The following is a 15,113-nucleotide window of genomic DNA, read 5'->3' as shown; positions in this document are numbered from 1 at the left end:
GCTTCGTTTTTTTGTACAGAATTTCTTGCTCACATCGGAGGGGAAATAATTCGATGATGAGTTTCGGCTCCCTCCTTGCGTGAGTAAGTGAGGGGCTTTTTTTATCTTTTTTGACTTGATAATGAGTATGACAAATCTGATTTCACCCAAGCCAGACTGGTGGCGCGAAGCCGTGATTTATCAGGTCTATCCGCGTAGCTTCAAAGATAGCAATGGTGATGGCATTGGTGATCTGCCCGGCATCACTGAGAATCTAGATTATATCGCCAGTCTGGGTGTCGATATCGTTTGGATTTCTCCTTTCTTCACTTCACCGATGAAGGATTTTGGCTACGATGTTGCGGATTATTGTGATGTCGATCCGCTGTTTGGCACATTGGCTGATTTTGATGCATTGATAGCGCGTGCGCATGATCTGGGTTTGAAAATCATGATCGATCAGGTGCTGTCGCATACCGCTGAGAGTCACCCTTGGTTTGTCGAAAGTCGTAGCAACAGGAATAATCCTAAAGCGGATTGGTATGTGTGGGCAGACCCTCAGCCTGATGGCACACCACCAAACAATTGGTTATCGATATTTGGCGGATCGGCGTGGCAATGGGATACGCGTCGTTGCCAATACTATCTGCATAATTTCTTGACCAGTCAGCCAGATATGAATTTTCATCATCCTGAAGTACAGGATGCCCATCTGGCGAACATGCGTTTCTGGCTGGAACGCGGTGTTGATGGATTCCGCATGGATGCCTGTATTTATCATTTTCATGATCAGCAATTGCGGAGTAACCCTGTTGCTGAGAAACAGAATACCGTGAATGTGGCGGCTTCGAATCCGTATGGCATGCAGGCGCATATTTATGATAATTCGCGTCCAGAGAATTTGGCATTTTTAGAGCGCGTCAGGATCTTGCTTGATGAGTATCAGGCGATTTCTATCGGTGAAATTGGGGCGGATGATGCACTCGAAGTGATGGCGCAATATACCGAAGGTGGCAAGCGGCTACACATGGCGTATAGCTTTAATCTGCTGACCGCTGAGTTCTCTGCGACACATATCCGTACACAGGTGGAAGCCTTTGAAGCACGCGTGAAGGAGGGCGGTGCTTCGTGGTCAGTTGGTAATCATGATGTGGCACGTGTCATGACGCGCTGGGGTGGTGCGCAGGCGGATGCGAGTTTTGCCAAAATGATTTTGACTTTGCAATTGCTGTTAAAGGGCACGCCTTGTTTGTATCAAGGAGATGAGTTGGGCTTGCCAGAAGCTGAACTTGCTTATGAAGACTTACAAGATCCAGTTGGTTTAACTTTCTGGCCTGAATCCAAAGGTCGTGACGGCTGTCGTACGCCGATGGTGTGGGATAGCACCGCTGCATATGCAGGCTTTTCCGAATGCAAGCCATGGCTGCCAGTGCCAACAGGGCATTTTGCTTTGGCGGTGAATGAGCAAGAAAAAGATCCTGACTCGGTTTTGCACTTTGTTCGTAGGGTCATGCGATGGCGTAAAAGCATTCCACAACTCATGCGTGGGGACATCCGTTTCTATGATCTACCCGAACCACTATTAGCTCTGAGTCGCGATTTACCTGGTGCACCTAGTGTGTTTGCGGTATTTAATTTATCGACAGCGCCGCAGCATCTTGACTGGTTGGCGATACAAGAAGCGATTGCTTTGTCCGGCCATGGTTTAGTCGGTCATAAAGACGGCGCAAGAATAACTTTGCCTGCTTATGGCGCTTGGATAGGTCTGCAACGTGGGGTTTGAGAGTCGTTGCAAAGCCACATGAGAAATTAGGGTTTGCGTTTATACTGTGTTTTTTGATTCACTTTATGGATGAGAACCATGCAGCTTACTCAACTATCACGTCGTCGATTTTCTCAATTGCTCGCAGGGGCGGGTTTGGGTTTGGTTAATTTCGCAGCGAATGCGAGTATCGCGAAACCAGAAGCTGGTAAAGAATATCGCGTATTAGCGCAAGCCCAGCCAGTCAATGCTGGTGACAAGATTGAAGTCATCGAATTTTTTGCCTACTACTGCCATTTTTGCCATCACTTAGAAACGAGCTTAGCCGAATGGGTAAAGAAGCAGGGCGATAGAATTCAATTTAAACGTATTCACGTCTTAAATCCCGGTGTCGAAGCGCAGCAAAAATTATTCTTCGCGCTGGACGCTATCGGTAAGGCAGATGAATTACACAATCAAGTTTTTGAGGCCTACCATGTGCAGCGTAATCGTTTGATGACAGACGAGCAGGTACGTGATTTCATCAATAAAACGAATATCGATAAGGCGGCGTTTTTTAGTGCTTATAACTCGTTCACCGTGAAAACGAAGCAGGGACGTTCACAGCGCGTGATGTCGGACTATGAAGTGACTTCATGGCCGACTTTGATTGTCGATGGACGCTTCCAGACATCACCGTCGATGGCGGGCAGTGAACATGGTCGTCCTAGCGAAGATCAAGCCAATCAAGCCTTGTTGCCGGTGTTGGATTGGTTGGTAGCGAGCGCACAGAAACAAAAAGCGGCGACACCAAAATAAGCTGTCGGTGCCAAAATAAAAAACGCCAGAGTGTGAATTCTGGCGTTTTTATTTGTTGAATTGAATCGAATTTTGTCGAGATTAACTCAGCTTCTTGACCACCACGCAGCCGATAGAGTAGCCAGCGCCAAATGAACAAATGACGCCAATCGCATCTTTCGCCAAGTCATCTTGATGCTTGTGAAACGCAATGATGGAACCAGCAGAAGAGGTGTTGGCATAAGTATCCAAAATTGTCGGTGATTCTTCTGGAGTCGCATCGCGTCCTAAGATTAAGCGGGCGATCAAGAGATTCATATTCAGATTGGCTTGATGTAACCAGAAGCGTTGTACACCACCGACTTCCAAGCCAGCGCTTTGCACGGTATTGGTGATGGTCTCTGCGGCCATTGGACAAACTTCTTTAAAAACTTTGCGTCCTTGTTGACGGAATAATTTATCGACTTTACCAATTCCGCTTTCATCCGCACGATTTAAAAAACCAAAGTTGTTGCGAATGTTATTGGAGAATTGGGTTTTGAGTTTCATGCCCAAAATCGCAAATTGATGTGACGATGTCGCGAGGTCAGCGCGCTCTAATAAAATCGCGGTACAGGCATCACCAAAGATAAAGTGACTGTCGCGATCACGCCAGTTTAAATGGCCGCTGGTAATTTCTGGATTGACGACTAATACCGCACGCGCTTGTCCGCTTTGAATCGCACTCATTGCAGCCTGAATGCCGAAGGTGGCGGAAGAGCAGGCGACATTGATATCGTAGCCGTAGCCATCAATGCCGAGTGCGCTTTGGATTTCTACTGCCATTGCCGGATAGGCGCGTTGCATATTACTGGCGGCGCAAATAACTGCGTCGACATCGGCAGCGGTTTTGCCCGCACGTTCCAATGCTTGTTTTGCCGCCGCTACCGCCATTTCACACATAATCGATGGTTCGTCATCACTGCGCTCGGCGATATGCGGCACCATGCGATTGATGTCTAGTACGCCGGCTTTGTTGATGACATAACGGGATTTGATACCAGAAGCCTTTTCAATAAACGCTTCGCTAGATGGTTCTAAAGCGGTGATCTCACCAGCGGCAATCGCAGCGGCGTTGCTTTGATTGAATTGCTCAACGTAAGCGTTAAAACTGGCGATTAATTCTTGATTAGAAATTGATTCGGTAGGCGTGTATAGACCTGTGCCGCTGATGACGACTTGATTCATCTGGGTTTCCTCGGTTGGCTTGATGGATTGCAGCGCTTCTGTAGGCGGTGCTTAGCACGCCAATTTTACACGGGTATTTCAAGCCTGCTGCATTTGTAGGCAAAACTTAGAGGAATGACTCCAACTACATTCGGGCGAACTACACTGCTAAATAGCGACCCGGACGGTGATTGAGCATAATCGCCAGGTTTAAGACTACAGCGCCAAAAATCGATGCCAGCATCGCCATCGGTGTGACCAATAAAAACGAGGCGAATACGATACATACATCAATGCCCATCTGTAGTTTGCCAGCACGGATGCCATGTTTTTCTTGCAAATACAAGGTCAGGATATTGATACCACCCAGACTGGCCTGATGACGAAATAAAACGATAAAGCCGACACCCATTAATGAGCCACCAATGAGGGCAATATAGAGAGGCGTGAACTGGCTAAGTTGTACCATTTTAGGATGTAAGCCCGACATCAGCGACACCAAGGCGACTGAGATAAATGTCTTTAAGGTAAACCGCCAACCCATGCGCTTCCATGCCAGCCAATAAAATGGCAAGTTCACGACAAAAAAAACAGTACCAAACGATAAGCCAGTTGCATAGTGAATCAGAAAGGCCAGACCCGCTGTACCGCCCGTGAATAGGCCAGCTTGATTAAACAAAGCCACACCGAGTGACACCAATAAGGTACCAGTAAAAATAGCCAGCACATCTTCAAAAAGATTATGGGGTACTGCGACTGGTGGTGCTGGTGGAACAGGGATAATTGGGGGAGTTGACATTGCGGTCTTCTTATCAAGCGAAACTCAGCAGAGCAGAAGCCGTATTGTAGTGGGGATGTGCCTTGAATAGGCTGTCAGTGCAGCCTATTCAAGGATTGCTTGATGCTTGTCAAACTAGGTCAATGTGTCCTAATGGACGGACTTTCAACTACGGTAATTTTTTCAGTCATATGTGGCTAATTATCAATTATCAGCGCTTCTATGAGCCTTTTAAGGCTTTCAACTGATCTTCCGCGTCAGCCTTAGGTTTTTTTGCTAGCTCAGGTTTAAAACTGAGTGCGCGTTCAAATGCCGTAACGGCTTTGACCTTGTCACCTAAATTTTGCCAAGCTTTACCGATGCGATAAAACGCATTCGCACTGGCCTCAATGAGTACCGATTTTTCAAAGTGGGGAATCGCCTCTTTTGCTTTGCCTTGTTCTAAGAGAACCTTACCCATTCCGTAAAATCCCATTGCTGAGTCAGGAAAACGATTACACAGTTCGCGGAAGATTCTTTCGGCCTCTACCATTTTCTTGTTATTGGTTAAAGCATGACCAATACTGGAAAGCACGTTTCTTTGATGCTTCGCCAACGCCTCGGAGTTTGCAGTATTGACAGCGAGTGCAGTCGATGAGGCGCGATCAAAATTGTCTTCATGCAGATCTAGTGATGCCTGTAACAAGGCACCGGCAGCTGGGCTAAATTTGATGGTTTCGATAATTAAATCTTTTGCTTTATCAGTGCCGCCACCGACAAAGCCGGGCGCTTGTAAATAGAACTGCATTAAAGAAGCACGGGCACTAAAATTGTTTGGGTCAAGCTCGATGGCTTTTTTGAAGGAGTCACGAATTTTGCCGATATAGGTGATCGCAGACATCACGCCGCCACGCATCGCTTTGGTGCCGAGTACATTGCCTAGAGCTTCGTGGCATTCAGAATTTTTGGGATTGGCAGCGATGCATTGCTCGGCGATTTTGACCGCTTCATCAAGTCGACTCTCTTTGCCTTCGATTAGGATTAATTCGGTTTTCGCAATCAGTGCATCAGGATTGTTGGCGTCGGTGCCGAGTTTGGCGGCTACTGCTTTTTCGACTTCTGCATATTTTTTAGCTTTGATCAGCGCATCGTATTCATGGGCTTGTGCTGTGGTCAGGTAAGTGCTGGACGCGAATAGTGCTACGGCTGCGGCAAATTGGTATTTTGATTTCATTGAACGATCCCTGGTAAAAATAGACTTGGAATATGGAGCGAGTAGGAGTGTCACTTTTGCATTAACGATTGTCAACCAAGATGCGATGACACAGAATTTAACAATCATGAAATGTCGAAAATGGGGGGTGAATGGCAGATTGCTGTTCTATCACTTTCTGATTGGACAGACTGATTCTTATGGATTTGCCATAGTCTTGTCGTATTTCTAGGGTAAAGTAGAGGCTTGTTTCTTTTCGAAAGTTAGGCGTTGGATAATATTTTGTATATCGTGGCAGCAATATTTTTAGTGTTGCTGAATGGTTTTTTTGTGGCGGCCGAATTTGGATTGGTGAAGTTGCGGGCAACCCGAGTACGAAGTCTGGCAAAAGTTGGTGGTTTTCGCGGACGCTTGCTAGTTGCAGTACATCAAAATCTCGATGCGTATTTGTCTGCCTGTCAGCTCGGCATTACTCTAGCGTCGCTTGGCTTGGGCTGGGTTGGTGAACCCGCATTCGCGCGGATCCTAGAGCCAATACTAATTTCCGTCGGGATCGATTCTGCCGAGTGGATACATAGAATTTCTCTCTTCTTTGCCTTCTTTGTCATTTCTTTTTTACACATTGTGGTCGGTGAACTTGCGCCGAAGTCGATGGCGATCCGCACTCCGGAAAGGGTGTCACTGTGGACGGCACCAGCATTGTATTTGTTTTATTGGACGATGTTTCCCGCCATTTGGGTTTTAAACAAAAGCGCGAACGCCGTACTCCGTTGGCTCGGTCTAGATGCAAACCATGGTGGCGATGCCCACTATTCTCCAGAAGAATTAAAAATGATTTTGCGCGGCAGTCATGCCAGCAAGAAATTGACGCCTGATGAATGGAGCATCATGGCGCAGATGTTGGACTTTGGTGATCTCGAAATTTCTGATTTGATGCGCCCGATTAATGAAGTGGTCGCTATGTATAAAGATGCGAGTCTGGAAGACAACATGGCAACGGCCGCTCGAAATCGCTTTAGTCGATATCCCTATATCGATACGGATGGAGAAACAGTCTTGGGTATGTTGCATTTGAAGGATTTGTTCTTAGCCCAGCAAAGCGGCAAATCTCTAGATGATCTAAGCAAACATTTACGCCACGTTGAGTATGTACCTCCTAACACCCCAGCCTTGGAGCTATTCCGCCGATTCCGTAAAGGTGCGCCGCACTTTGCGATGGTCGGTTATCGGGACAGTAAGCCCGTGGGCTTCCTCACCTTGGATAACTTATTAAGTGCCTTGGTAGGACAAATTCGCGACGAATTCCGCCAAAATGATAATGACTGGACTTTGCTAGATGACGGTACTTTAATTGGTAAAGGAAGCTTACCTTTGTTTACCTTAGGTATTGCTCTGGGAATCGATCTGGACAACGAGGAAGTTGAATCTATTGGTGGTTTGATTATGCAAGTTTTGGGGGATTTGCCAGAAGAGGGTCAAAAAATAGAATTCCCGCAATTTGATGTCGTCGTCAAAAAGATGAATGGTCCACGTATTATTTTGGTCAGAGTGCATCCTAAAGAACAAGTCGACGAGCATTGAGTCGCTATTGTGACTTAATCGACAATTTGTTTTAGAACACGATGCTTGAAGGACGCCAAATTAGGGGTCCTTTTTTTTGCCATGGCTCAGCGGCGCGGTATGCGACGTAAATTTCTTAAGTAGAAATGAGAAGCCTGTTTTGCTTAAAGTTTTATGGTTTTGGCCCCCGCGCTAGCTCGCTGCAAATTCGAAATGGCGAGTGTCTTGTGGCTGTTGTTGTTTTGCATATTCCGACTAGACATCAAGCTTGTTTTAGCTCAAGGTAACTGAAGTTTGACATGTTATAAATAAATACTGTCAGGAATGTCGTTACTGTCTCTCATCTATGACAGAAATTTTAATTTTCTAACCATTTGCCATATTCATCCGATCAACCTTTCAGTGATAAATTCAATGATCGCGTTAACTAGTTTTTTTAGATTTATGAAGAATTTCTGGTTGACGCTCTGTATGCTGGCCTTACTGAGCCTTAGCTTCACCGTGTATGTACGTTCAGAGAAGCAGCTCGATCATATGAATGAATTGCGGTTCAGATCGCATGCCTTAGCCGTTGAATTGCGCCAGTCCTCGGATGATCTGACGCGTATGGCACGCTCCTATGTGGTCACTGGCGATCCGATTTATAAACAATCCTATTTTGATATTTTGGCGGTGCGTGAGGGACAGCAAGTCCGGCCACCAGCCTATCAAGGCACTGATTGGGATCTTGCTGTGAATGACACGAGTCGAAGTGATGCTGCTGGCGGTGAACGGGTTGCGTTACTCGATTTGATTCGACAAGCCGGGGTCAATAGTGAAGAGTTTGCAAAATTGGCAGAATCTAAAACGACTTCAGATCAATTGACTTTGCTGGAAAAACAGGCAATGGCCTTGGCTGATGAGGAACGGTCAAATTGGTTGAATAAAGGTGAGCGCCCTATCGATTTGTTGATGAATAAGGCATACCACGAGGCAAAAGGCAAAATTATGCAGCCCATTGCCCAATTTCATCAAATGTTGGAAGCGAGAACTTTGCGTGATGTTCAATATGCCGAGACGGTTGCGCTGCAGATGCGTTATGTATTTATGGTGGTGTGTCTGACTGTCGTTTTCTTATTGTGGCGGGCATATCATGATTTTCAAAAAACGCTAGGCAGCTCAGTCACTAAAATTAAAGAACATCTAGACAGCTTAGGAAAAGCTGATTTCAAACAGATGATTATTTTACGTCCGGGAATGGAAAAAAGTGTCCTCGGTCTCGTTGGTATTGCCCAGCAGGCGCTCTATCAAATTGAGCAGCAACGACAAACGGTCGAGGCAAGAAACAAGAGGCTGACACAATTTTATAATGTTCTTAGCCAATGCAATCAGGCCATCGTTCGTAGCCATTCTGAGCAAGAGTTATTTTTACAAATTTGCCGCAATATTTTGCAATACGCGGGAATCAAAATGGTTTGGATCGGCGTGCTAGATGAGGAAGCAAAAACAATCCGTCCGCTTGCCTGGGATGGCATTGGTACTGTGCTTTTCAGAGAACGCCTCTTTCACCTCGAGTCACCTGATGAGCCCCGTGATTTATGTGTCAACGCTCTATTAGACGCACGCGCACTTTGGTCGCAAGAGAGCGTGCAATCGCCTGAAGCTGTGCAATTTAATCTGGCGTCTGCAGCTGCTATTCCGCTGTTCAAAAATGGATCTGTATATGGGGTGATGAATTTGTATGCAGGCAGTGCGCAAGCCTTTGATGACGAAATTAGAGTGTTGTTGCTTGAGTTGGCAATGGACTTGAGTTTTGCATTGAATCGATTTGAATTGGAGCTCGGTCGGCAGCGTTCTCGCAAGCTCGAGTCCTTACGAACGTATCTGCTTGAGCGTGTTAACAACGTAATTTATTTGGATCAGTTGTTTCATGATGTCGTGCTTGAACTGGAGCAGGTGTTACCTGATAGTGCCTGTTCGATTCTAACTTTGGATGCGGATCAGATTCATATTCACGCCGGTGCGATGCCTCATTTGCCCGATTTTTATTCCCAAGCTATTGATGGTCTGGCAATTGGCTACGGTGTTGGCTCTTGTGGACATGCGATGTTTTCAGGAACCCGCACGGTCGTCGAAGACATTGCCACCCATCCATACTGGATCGATTTTAAGGAGATCGCTGGCCGCGCTGGTCTGGCTTCATGTTGGTCGGAACCTATTCGATCCTCCAATAATCAAATCCTCGGTGCTTTTGCGATTTATCACAAAGTGCCGACTAAACCAGAGCTGTGGCATATCAGTTTGCTTGAAATGGCAGCACATTTTCTGGCAATTGCCATTGATAAAAATCGCATCGAGAGTAATTTGCGCAAATTGTCACAGGCGGTGGAGCAGAGTCCTAACATCATCATCATTACCGACACCGAGGCCAAAATCGAATATGTGAATCAAGCCTTCGTCGATAAAACCGGCCACACGCTGTCGCAAGTCCTTGGCAAACGCCCAAATATTTTGCAGTCGGGAAATACACCGTTATTTACCTATGAAGATATGTGGGATCGCTTGCGCAGCGGCGGCAGTTGGCAAGGCGAGCTGACCAATCGCTATAAGGACGGCAAGGAATATATCGAACTTGCGCACATTTCGCCGGTGCGCGATGCAAATGGGGTGATTACCAATTTCATATCCTTGCAAGAAGATATTACAGAAAAAAAACGTACGGAAGAGCGTATTCAATATCTGGCTCATTACGATGTGTTAACAGGATTACCCAATCGCGTTTTGCTTGAGGAGCAAGCTCAATTGGCGATCAAATCCGCACGGCGCAAGGGCAGTCCACTGAGCTTAATGTTCTTTGACTTAGATCATTTTAAGAATATCAATGATTCTTTGGGACACAGCACCGGTGATGCCCTGTTAGTAGAATTATCGCGTCGTTTGCGCGACGTCTTACGCGAAGATGATGTGGTGTCGCGTTTGGGCGGGGATGAATTTATTTTACTATTGTCTGGTGTTGATGAAACTGGTGCCGAACGGGTCGCAGAAAAGTTATTGCACACGGTGAGTCAGTCGTATCAATTGGGTCAATATGATTTAAATATCTCAACGTCAATTGGTATTGCTGTTTATCCTGAAGATGGGGAAGACTTAGAAACTCTGTTACGTAATGCCGATACGGCGATGTATAGGGCCAAGCAAGACGGTCGTGGTATTTACCGATTCTTCACACCAGAAATGCAGGCACGCTCTGGACGTCATCTTGAATTGGTCAATGCGCTACGTTACGCCTTAGAACGCAATCAATTGCACGTCGTGTATCAGCCACAAATGTCGCTGATTACTGGGAAAATCATCGGCAGCGAAGCGTTGCTGCGCTGGACGCATCCAGAGCTAGGATCAATTTCTCCTGCTGAATTTATTCCGGTAGCGGAGGAGACAGGTTTGATTTTGGCAATTGGCGAATGGGTACTACGCTCAGCGGTATCGCAAACCAAAGCTTGGCATGAGCAAGGATGGGCCGATCTGAGTATTGCCGTCAATTTGTCTGCGATCCAGTTTCGGCATACCGATTTGCCGGGGACAGTTTCGCGGATACTGCAGGAGTCACAGTTAGCAGCGACCTATCTCGAATTAGAATTAACAGAGGGCGTTGCCATGATCGACCCACCCGGCGCGATTGCCATCATGAACGATCTGCATTTACGTGGTGTGCGAATGTCGATTGATGATTTTGGAACGGGTTATTCTTCATTGAGCTATTTAAAGAAATTCAAAGTGTCGAAATTAAAAATCGATCAGTCATTTGTGCGGGATATTAATAGTGATCCAGAAGATAAAGCGATTGTCAGTGCCGTCATCAGTATGGCAAAAAGCTTGGGATTGCAGACGATCGCGGAAGGTGTTGAAACCGAAGAGCAACTGACTTTCTTACATCAACAACATTGTGATGAAGTGCAGGGCTATTATTTTGCACGTCCTCTGGCACCAGTACAGTTTGCGCAATTTATGTTGGATAACAAGAATTTAGTCTCCAAAGCTAATGCCGATGTCACGTCCAGTTTGTAGCGTATCGCCATCTAGAGGGACCCCTTTCATGCGGCCTGCGACTTCATCTAGATTGACATATTCCACATTCGGAAATGCCAGCGCGACCATGATGCCCGAGTAGCCTTCATCCAGAGCCCGTACCGCAGCCGCACCGAAGCGCATGGCGGACAGTCGATCAAATGAAGTTGGACTACCGCCACGTAACAAATGGCCTAGTACCACGGCACGTGCTTCTTTGCCGGTGATGGCTTCTAGTTGACGTGCGAGTTGCTCGCCCACGCCGCCCAAGCGCTCGACTCCGCCCAAGTGCGCTTGCTCTTCTAGTACGCGTTGACCATCTTTGGCGCGCGCACCTTCCGCCACCACGACGATGCTGTAGTGACGTCCAGCCTTGGTACGCGCATGAATTTTTTGTACCACTTGATTGATGTCATAAGGAATTTCTGGAATCAAAATGGCATGCGCAGTACTCGCCATGCCAGCATGTAATGCGATCCAGCCCGCATAGCGGCCCATTACCTCGACCACCATAATCCGACGGTGACTTTCCGCGGTGCTGTGCAAGCGATCGATACAGTCAGTAGCAAATGCGACGGCGGTATCAAAACCAAAGGTGGTGTAGGTTTTATCTAAATCGTTGTCGATGGTTTTCGGTACACCAATCACGCGCAGACCGCGCGCTAATCCACGTTGATGGAGTGCGTGCGCAATGGTTAAGGTGCCATCGCCACCAATGCAAATCAAAGCATCGATATTCATCCCGCGCAGATGCTCAATAATGTCATCGGTGCGATCAACTTCATATTCACTACCGTCGGCATTTGTCATGACAAAGCGCATAGGATTGCCATGATTAGTAGTGCCAAGTATGGTGCCGCCTAAATGGTTGATACCGCGTACCTGATCTTTGCCAAGTGCAAACACACCATCAATGGGAAAACGATCGGGCCGCAGAATGCCATTGAATCCTTCCCGAATACCAAAACACGTCCAACCACGTTGCGATGCGGATAGGACAACCGCTCGAATCACGGCGTTTAGCCCTGGCGCATCGCCGCCACCAGTGGTGATGGCAATACGTCGGATCGGATTGGATGTGTTTGAATTGGGAATGTTGACACTCATGCGAGCTCCTGAATTAAATCGTGTTCAATCGCGTTAAATCTTGCTTTTTAATCTTTGCGGCAAGTTGAAATACCAAAGGGCATATAGGCCGGGCAAAAACGCAAGGTGCCAGTTAAGATCGGTACGATGCCAATATAGCCCCACATGCCGATATAGCCGGTCACTGCGGCAGCGATTAAAGCGACGCCAACAACGACACGAATTAAACGATCAGTACTTCCGACATTGACTTTCATGGTGCTCTCCTGAGTTGATTGAAGTGAGAAAATACAGCGAAAAAATGAAACGATTTGATACAACTAACTCGAAATATTTGTGCATCAACAGTTGTCACGTAAAGCTAAATACTGATCGCTAAATACCATTAAAAGGGATCTTTAAATAGCTGACACCGTTGGCTTCTGGCGGTGGCAGATTTCCCGCACGGATATTGATCTGTACTGCGGGCAAAATCAATAAAGGCATGTCTAGCGTTGCATCGCGGTTGCTACGCATCGCAACAAAATCCGCTTCGCTCATGCCATCATGCACGTGAATATTATTGGCCTTTTGTGCTGCGACTGTGGTCTGAAAGTCGACTTCACGATTGTTTGGCGGATAGTCGTGACACATAAAAAGTCGGGTATCGCCAGGGAATGCCAGAAGCTTTTGGATCGAAGCAAACAACATCTTTGCATCGCCACCGGGAAAATCGCAGCGTGCGGTACCGACATCAGGCATGAATAAAGTATCACCGACGAAAATTGCATCACCGATTTGATATGCCATATCCGCTGGTGTATGTCCCGGTACAAACAAGGCCTTGGCGCTAAGTTGGCCTATCATGAATACGTCATCTTCTTGGAACAAGTGATCAAACTGCGAACCATCGATTGCAAACTCGGGTTCCAGATGAAAAAGTTTTTTGAAAACGGTTTGTACTTGGTTGATGTGCGCACCGATTGCAATTTTGCCGCCAGCCTGTTGTTGCAGATAATGTGCCGCCGAAATGTGATCGGCATGTGCATGGGTTTCCAAGATCCAGCTGAGTGTTAACTGCTGATGGCTTAAGGCGTGCAAGAGTTTGTCTGCGGACACGGTTTTGCTGCGGCCAGATTTGTGATCGTAGTCAAGCACAGGATCGATAATCGCAGCATGCCCACCTATTTGGTCAAAGACTAAATAGCTGACGGTGCAAGTATTGGAATCAAAAAAACTTTGTATCTGAGGATTCATTCGGCGAAAGTGCTACTACAAAATAGTGATGGGTCATCATAGCAAACCAGTTTTTGAATGCAAGATAATTTCTAATAACTGCCTTTGAAACCACAATTGTTTCGCTTTGTTTTGATTTGCCACATAATGTGGTTCGTGAAAGGCGAGTGCTGCCTTTTTTTTCTTTTTGATTTTGATAAATCATCTTTTTGGACCTTGCTCCTCCCAATACGGAAGCCATGAGCTTACTCACACTATTACTGATTATTTTGATTGGCACCGTGGTCGGGTTGATCATGGGTTTAACTGGTGCTGGCGGCGGTATGCTTGCCGTGCCCGCATTGGTGTATAGCCAAGGATGGAGTATGCAGCAAGCGATGCCAGTCGCTTTGCTTGCAGTGAGCTTGGGGGCTTTGATTGGTGCGATTGACGGATTGCGTCGTGGGCAGGTTCGGTATAAAGCGGCAATCTTGATGGCGCTCGCCGGAGCACCGATGACGACACTGGGTGTTTTGTTTGCACAGAAAATGTCCCAGCGAGGCTTGATGTTAGCCTTCTCCGCGGTGTTGATGGTGGTTGTGACACGTTTGATTTTACAAGTGCGTACCAATGCGAGTTCCTCTGTGAAAAGTGATGCCATGGCGATGGTCAATCATCAGACTGGACGGTTTAACTGGAGTTGGGCGACCGCGATGATCATCGGACTGATTGGCGCATGCGCAGGATTCGCAACTGGCCTATTGGGCGTCGGTGGTGGTTTTATTATTGTCCCTTTATTGCGGCATTTTACGAATTTAACGATACAAAGCGCAGCAGCAACATCGCTGATGGTGATCGCATTGGTTGGCGCAGTCGGGGTGAGTTCTGCAGTCTTGCATGGCGTCGAGCTGCCGCTGTTATTTTCTTTGTGGTTTGCTGGCGCTTCTATTGCTGGCGTATTAATGGGACGACAGTTGGCGAATCTGTTGGACTCAAAAACAGTGCAGTTAATTTTTGCAGCAATGTTAACCGCGGTTGCTCTGAGTTTTCTATGGAAATCGCTCTAGGCTTTTACGGCGTTGAGTGTCGTTAGCCCATCAGATTTTTTACTCTGCAATCCACCTAATAACGAGGCTTGTGATTCTAACTGGCGCGCCACATTGCCGCAGACTAAATCACACAAGGCATAAATAGAATCATCTGCAATGCGGTAGTACACCGCGGTACCCCGCCCTTCGCGCACCACCATGCCGTGTTTTGCTAGGGTCGATAAGTGGCGGGAGACATTTGCCTGTGAGCAGTCGCATGCGCTCGCTAAATCACCAACATTTTTTTCCCCATCACGCAGATTATTCAAAATCTTGAGCCGGGTCGGCTCTGAAAGTGCGGAAAAGTATTGGGCAACGTGATTTAGCGCAAGTTCTGATAAACCTTCCATATTTGTACATGTCTGAGTGAATGGATCCATCATGATACCCTCTATAATAAATTTTTGTCTATTTGCGCAAAAAGTCTATTTACTATTTGCGCATGTG

At 46.8% G+C, this 15,113-nt stretch carries 13 protein-coding genes; 5 read left to right on the top strand and 8 right to left on the bottom strand.

Going from position 1 to position 15,113, the window contains the following annotated elements:
* Positions 1–121 precede the first annotated feature (121 nt).
* Both H8K52_RS03960 and H8K52_RS03955 read left to right on the top strand, forming a co-directional pair.
* Positions 122–1,762, top strand: a complete 1,641-nt coding sequence (locus H8K52_RS03960; RefSeq protein WP_425507521.1) for an alpha-amylase family glycosyl hydrolase — start codon at positions 122–124, stop codon at positions 1,760–1,762.
* 78 nt (positions 1,763–1,840) lie between these two features.
* Positions 1,841–2,539, top strand: a complete 699-nt coding sequence (locus tag H8K52_RS03955) for a thiol:disulfide interchange protein DsbA/DsbL (RefSeq protein WP_186921598.1) — start codon at positions 1,841–1,843, stop codon at positions 2,537–2,539.
* An 81-nt stretch (positions 2,540–2,620) separates the two neighbouring features.
* Here the strand turns inward: H8K52_RS03955 and H8K52_RS03950 are convergent, their stop codons facing one another.
* From H8K52_RS03950 to H8K52_RS03940, 3 genes are all read right to left on the bottom strand, one after another.
* The gene (locus H8K52_RS03950; protein WP_186921597.1) at positions 2,621–3,745 is read right to left on the bottom strand and encodes a beta-ketoacyl-ACP synthase III; all 1,125 of its coding nucleotides are present in this window, start codon (positions 3,743–3,745) and stop codon (positions 2,621–2,623) included.
* Positions 3,746–3,884: 139 nt separating this feature from the next.
* Positions 3,885–4,523 (bottom strand): YitT family protein, encoded by a 639-nt coding sequence (locus H8K52_RS03945; protein ID WP_186921596.1) that lies wholly within the window; start codon positions 4,521–4,523, stop codon positions 3,885–3,887.
* 199 nt (positions 4,524–4,722) lie between these two features.
* Positions 4,723–5,715 (bottom strand): tetratricopeptide repeat protein, encoded by a 993-nt coding sequence (locus H8K52_RS03940; protein WP_186921595.1) that lies wholly within the window; start codon positions 5,713–5,715, stop codon positions 4,723–4,725.
* A 249-nt stretch (positions 5,716–5,964) separates the two neighbouring features.
* Between H8K52_RS03940 and H8K52_RS03935 the strand changes: the two genes are divergently transcribed.
* The gene (locus H8K52_RS03935; protein ID WP_186921594.1) at positions 5,965–7,275 is read left to right on the top strand and encodes a hemolysin family protein; all 1,311 of its coding nucleotides are present in this window, start codon (positions 5,965–5,967) and stop codon (positions 7,273–7,275) included.
* Positions 7,276–7,668: 393 nt separating this feature from the next.
* Positions 7,669–11,298: a sensor domain-containing phosphodiesterase gene (locus tag H8K52_RS21025; RefSeq protein WP_222613667.1), complete on the top strand. Its 3,630-nt coding sequence runs from the start codon at positions 7,669–7,671 to the stop codon at positions 11,296–11,298.
* Here the strand turns inward: H8K52_RS21025 and H8K52_RS03925 are convergent.
* The 4 genes from H8K52_RS03925 to H8K52_RS03910 all read right to left on the bottom strand — a co-directional run bounded on the left by H8K52_RS03925 (position 11,257) and on the right by H8K52_RS03910 (position 13,840).
* The gene (locus H8K52_RS03925) at positions 11,257–12,405 is read right to left on the bottom strand and encodes a 6-phosphofructokinase (protein ID WP_186921593.1); all 1,149 of its coding nucleotides are present in this window, start codon (positions 12,403–12,405) and stop codon (positions 11,257–11,259) included. The genes H8K52_RS21025 and H8K52_RS03925 overlap by 42 nt on opposite strands.
* Before the next feature lie 47 nt (positions 12,406–12,452).
* On the bottom strand, positions 12,453–12,641 hold the full coding sequence (locus H8K52_RS03920; protein ID WP_186921592.1) for a YgaP family membrane protein: 189 nt from the start codon (positions 12,639–12,641) through the stop codon (positions 12,453–12,455).
* Between the two features lie 118 nt (positions 12,642–12,759).
* Complete coding sequence (locus H8K52_RS03915; RefSeq protein ID WP_186921591.1) at positions 12,760–13,620, bottom strand: MBL fold metallo-hydrolase; 861 nt, start codon at positions 13,618–13,620, stop codon at positions 12,760–12,762.
* Positions 13,592–13,840 carry a hypothetical protein gene (locus tag H8K52_RS03910; protein WP_186921590.1) on the bottom strand — a complete coding sequence of 83 codons (249 nt, stop codon included), beginning with the start codon at positions 13,838–13,840 and terminating at the stop codon, positions 13,592–13,594. Before H8K52_RS03910 ends, H8K52_RS03915 begins: the two co-directional genes overlap by 29 nt.
* On the opposite strand from H8K52_RS03910, the gene H8K52_RS03905 reads away from it, so the two are divergent.
* Complete coding sequence (locus H8K52_RS03905; RefSeq protein WP_186921589.1) at positions 13,839–14,645, top strand: sulfite exporter TauE/SafE family protein; 807 nt, start codon at positions 13,839–13,841, stop codon at positions 14,643–14,645. The two genes, H8K52_RS03910 and H8K52_RS03905, sit on opposite strands and share 2 nt — an antisense overlap.
* On the opposite strand, the gene H8K52_RS03900 is transcribed toward H8K52_RS03905, so the two are convergent.
* Positions 14,642–15,016, bottom strand: coding sequence for an ArsR/SmtB family transcription factor (locus tag H8K52_RS03900; protein ID WP_186921748.1), 375 nt, complete (start codon positions 15,014–15,016; stop codon positions 14,642–14,644). The two genes, H8K52_RS03905 and H8K52_RS03900, sit on opposite strands and share 4 nt — an antisense overlap.
* Between the last annotated feature and the right edge of the window lie 97 nt (positions 15,017–15,113).

The sequence above is a fragment of the Affinundibacterium seohonense genome (assembly GCF_014284305.1).
Classification (GTDB): Bacteria; Pseudomonadota; Gammaproteobacteria; order Burkholderiales; family Burkholderiaceae_D; genus Undibacterium; species Undibacterium seohonense.
This window is presented reverse-complemented; position numbering and strand designations above follow the sequence as displayed.

Coding starts and splice junctions, on each gene's coding strand:
- H8K52_RS03960 (WP_425507521.1), top strand. CDS start 122: ATGAGTATGACAAATCTGATTTCACCCAAGCCAGACTGGTGGCGCGAA.
- H8K52_RS03955 (WP_186921598.1), top strand. CDS start 1,841: ATGCAGCTTACTCAACTATCACGTCGTCGATTTTCTCAATTGCTCGCA.
- H8K52_RS03950 (WP_186921597.1), bottom strand. CDS start 3,745: ATGAATCAAGTCGTCATCAGCGGCACAGGTCTATACACGCCTACCGAA.
- H8K52_RS03945 (WP_186921596.1), bottom strand. CDS start 4,523: ATGTCAACTCCCCCAATTATCCCTGTTCCACCAGCACCACCAGTCGCA.
- H8K52_RS03940 (WP_186921595.1), bottom strand. CDS start 5,715: ATGAAATCAAAATACCAATTTGCCGCAGCCGTAGCACTATTCGCGTCC.
- H8K52_RS21025 (WP_222613667.1), top strand. CDS start 7,669: ATGATCGCGTTAACTAGTTTTTTTAGATTTATGAAGAATTTCTGGTTG.
- H8K52_RS03925 (WP_186921593.1), bottom strand. CDS start 12,405: ATGAGTGTCAACATTCCCAATTCAAACACATCCAATCCGATCCGACGT.
- H8K52_RS03920 (WP_186921592.1), bottom strand. CDS start 12,641: ATGAAAGTCAATGTCGGAAGTACTGATCGTTTAATTCGTGTCGTTGTT.
- H8K52_RS03915 (WP_186921591.1), bottom strand. CDS start 13,620: ATGAATCCTCAGATACAAAGTTTTTTTGATTCCAATACTTGCACCGTC.
- H8K52_RS03905 (WP_186921589.1), top strand. CDS start 13,839: ATGAGCTTACTCACACTATTACTGATTATTTTGATTGGCACCGTGGTC.
- H8K52_RS03910 (WP_186921590.1), bottom strand. CDS start 13,840: ATGGCTTCCGTATTGGGAGGAGCAAGGTCCAAAAAGATGATTTATCAA.
- H8K52_RS03900 (WP_186921748.1), bottom strand. CDS start 15,016: ATGGAAGGTTTATCAGAACTTGCGCTAAATCACGTTGCCCAATACTTT.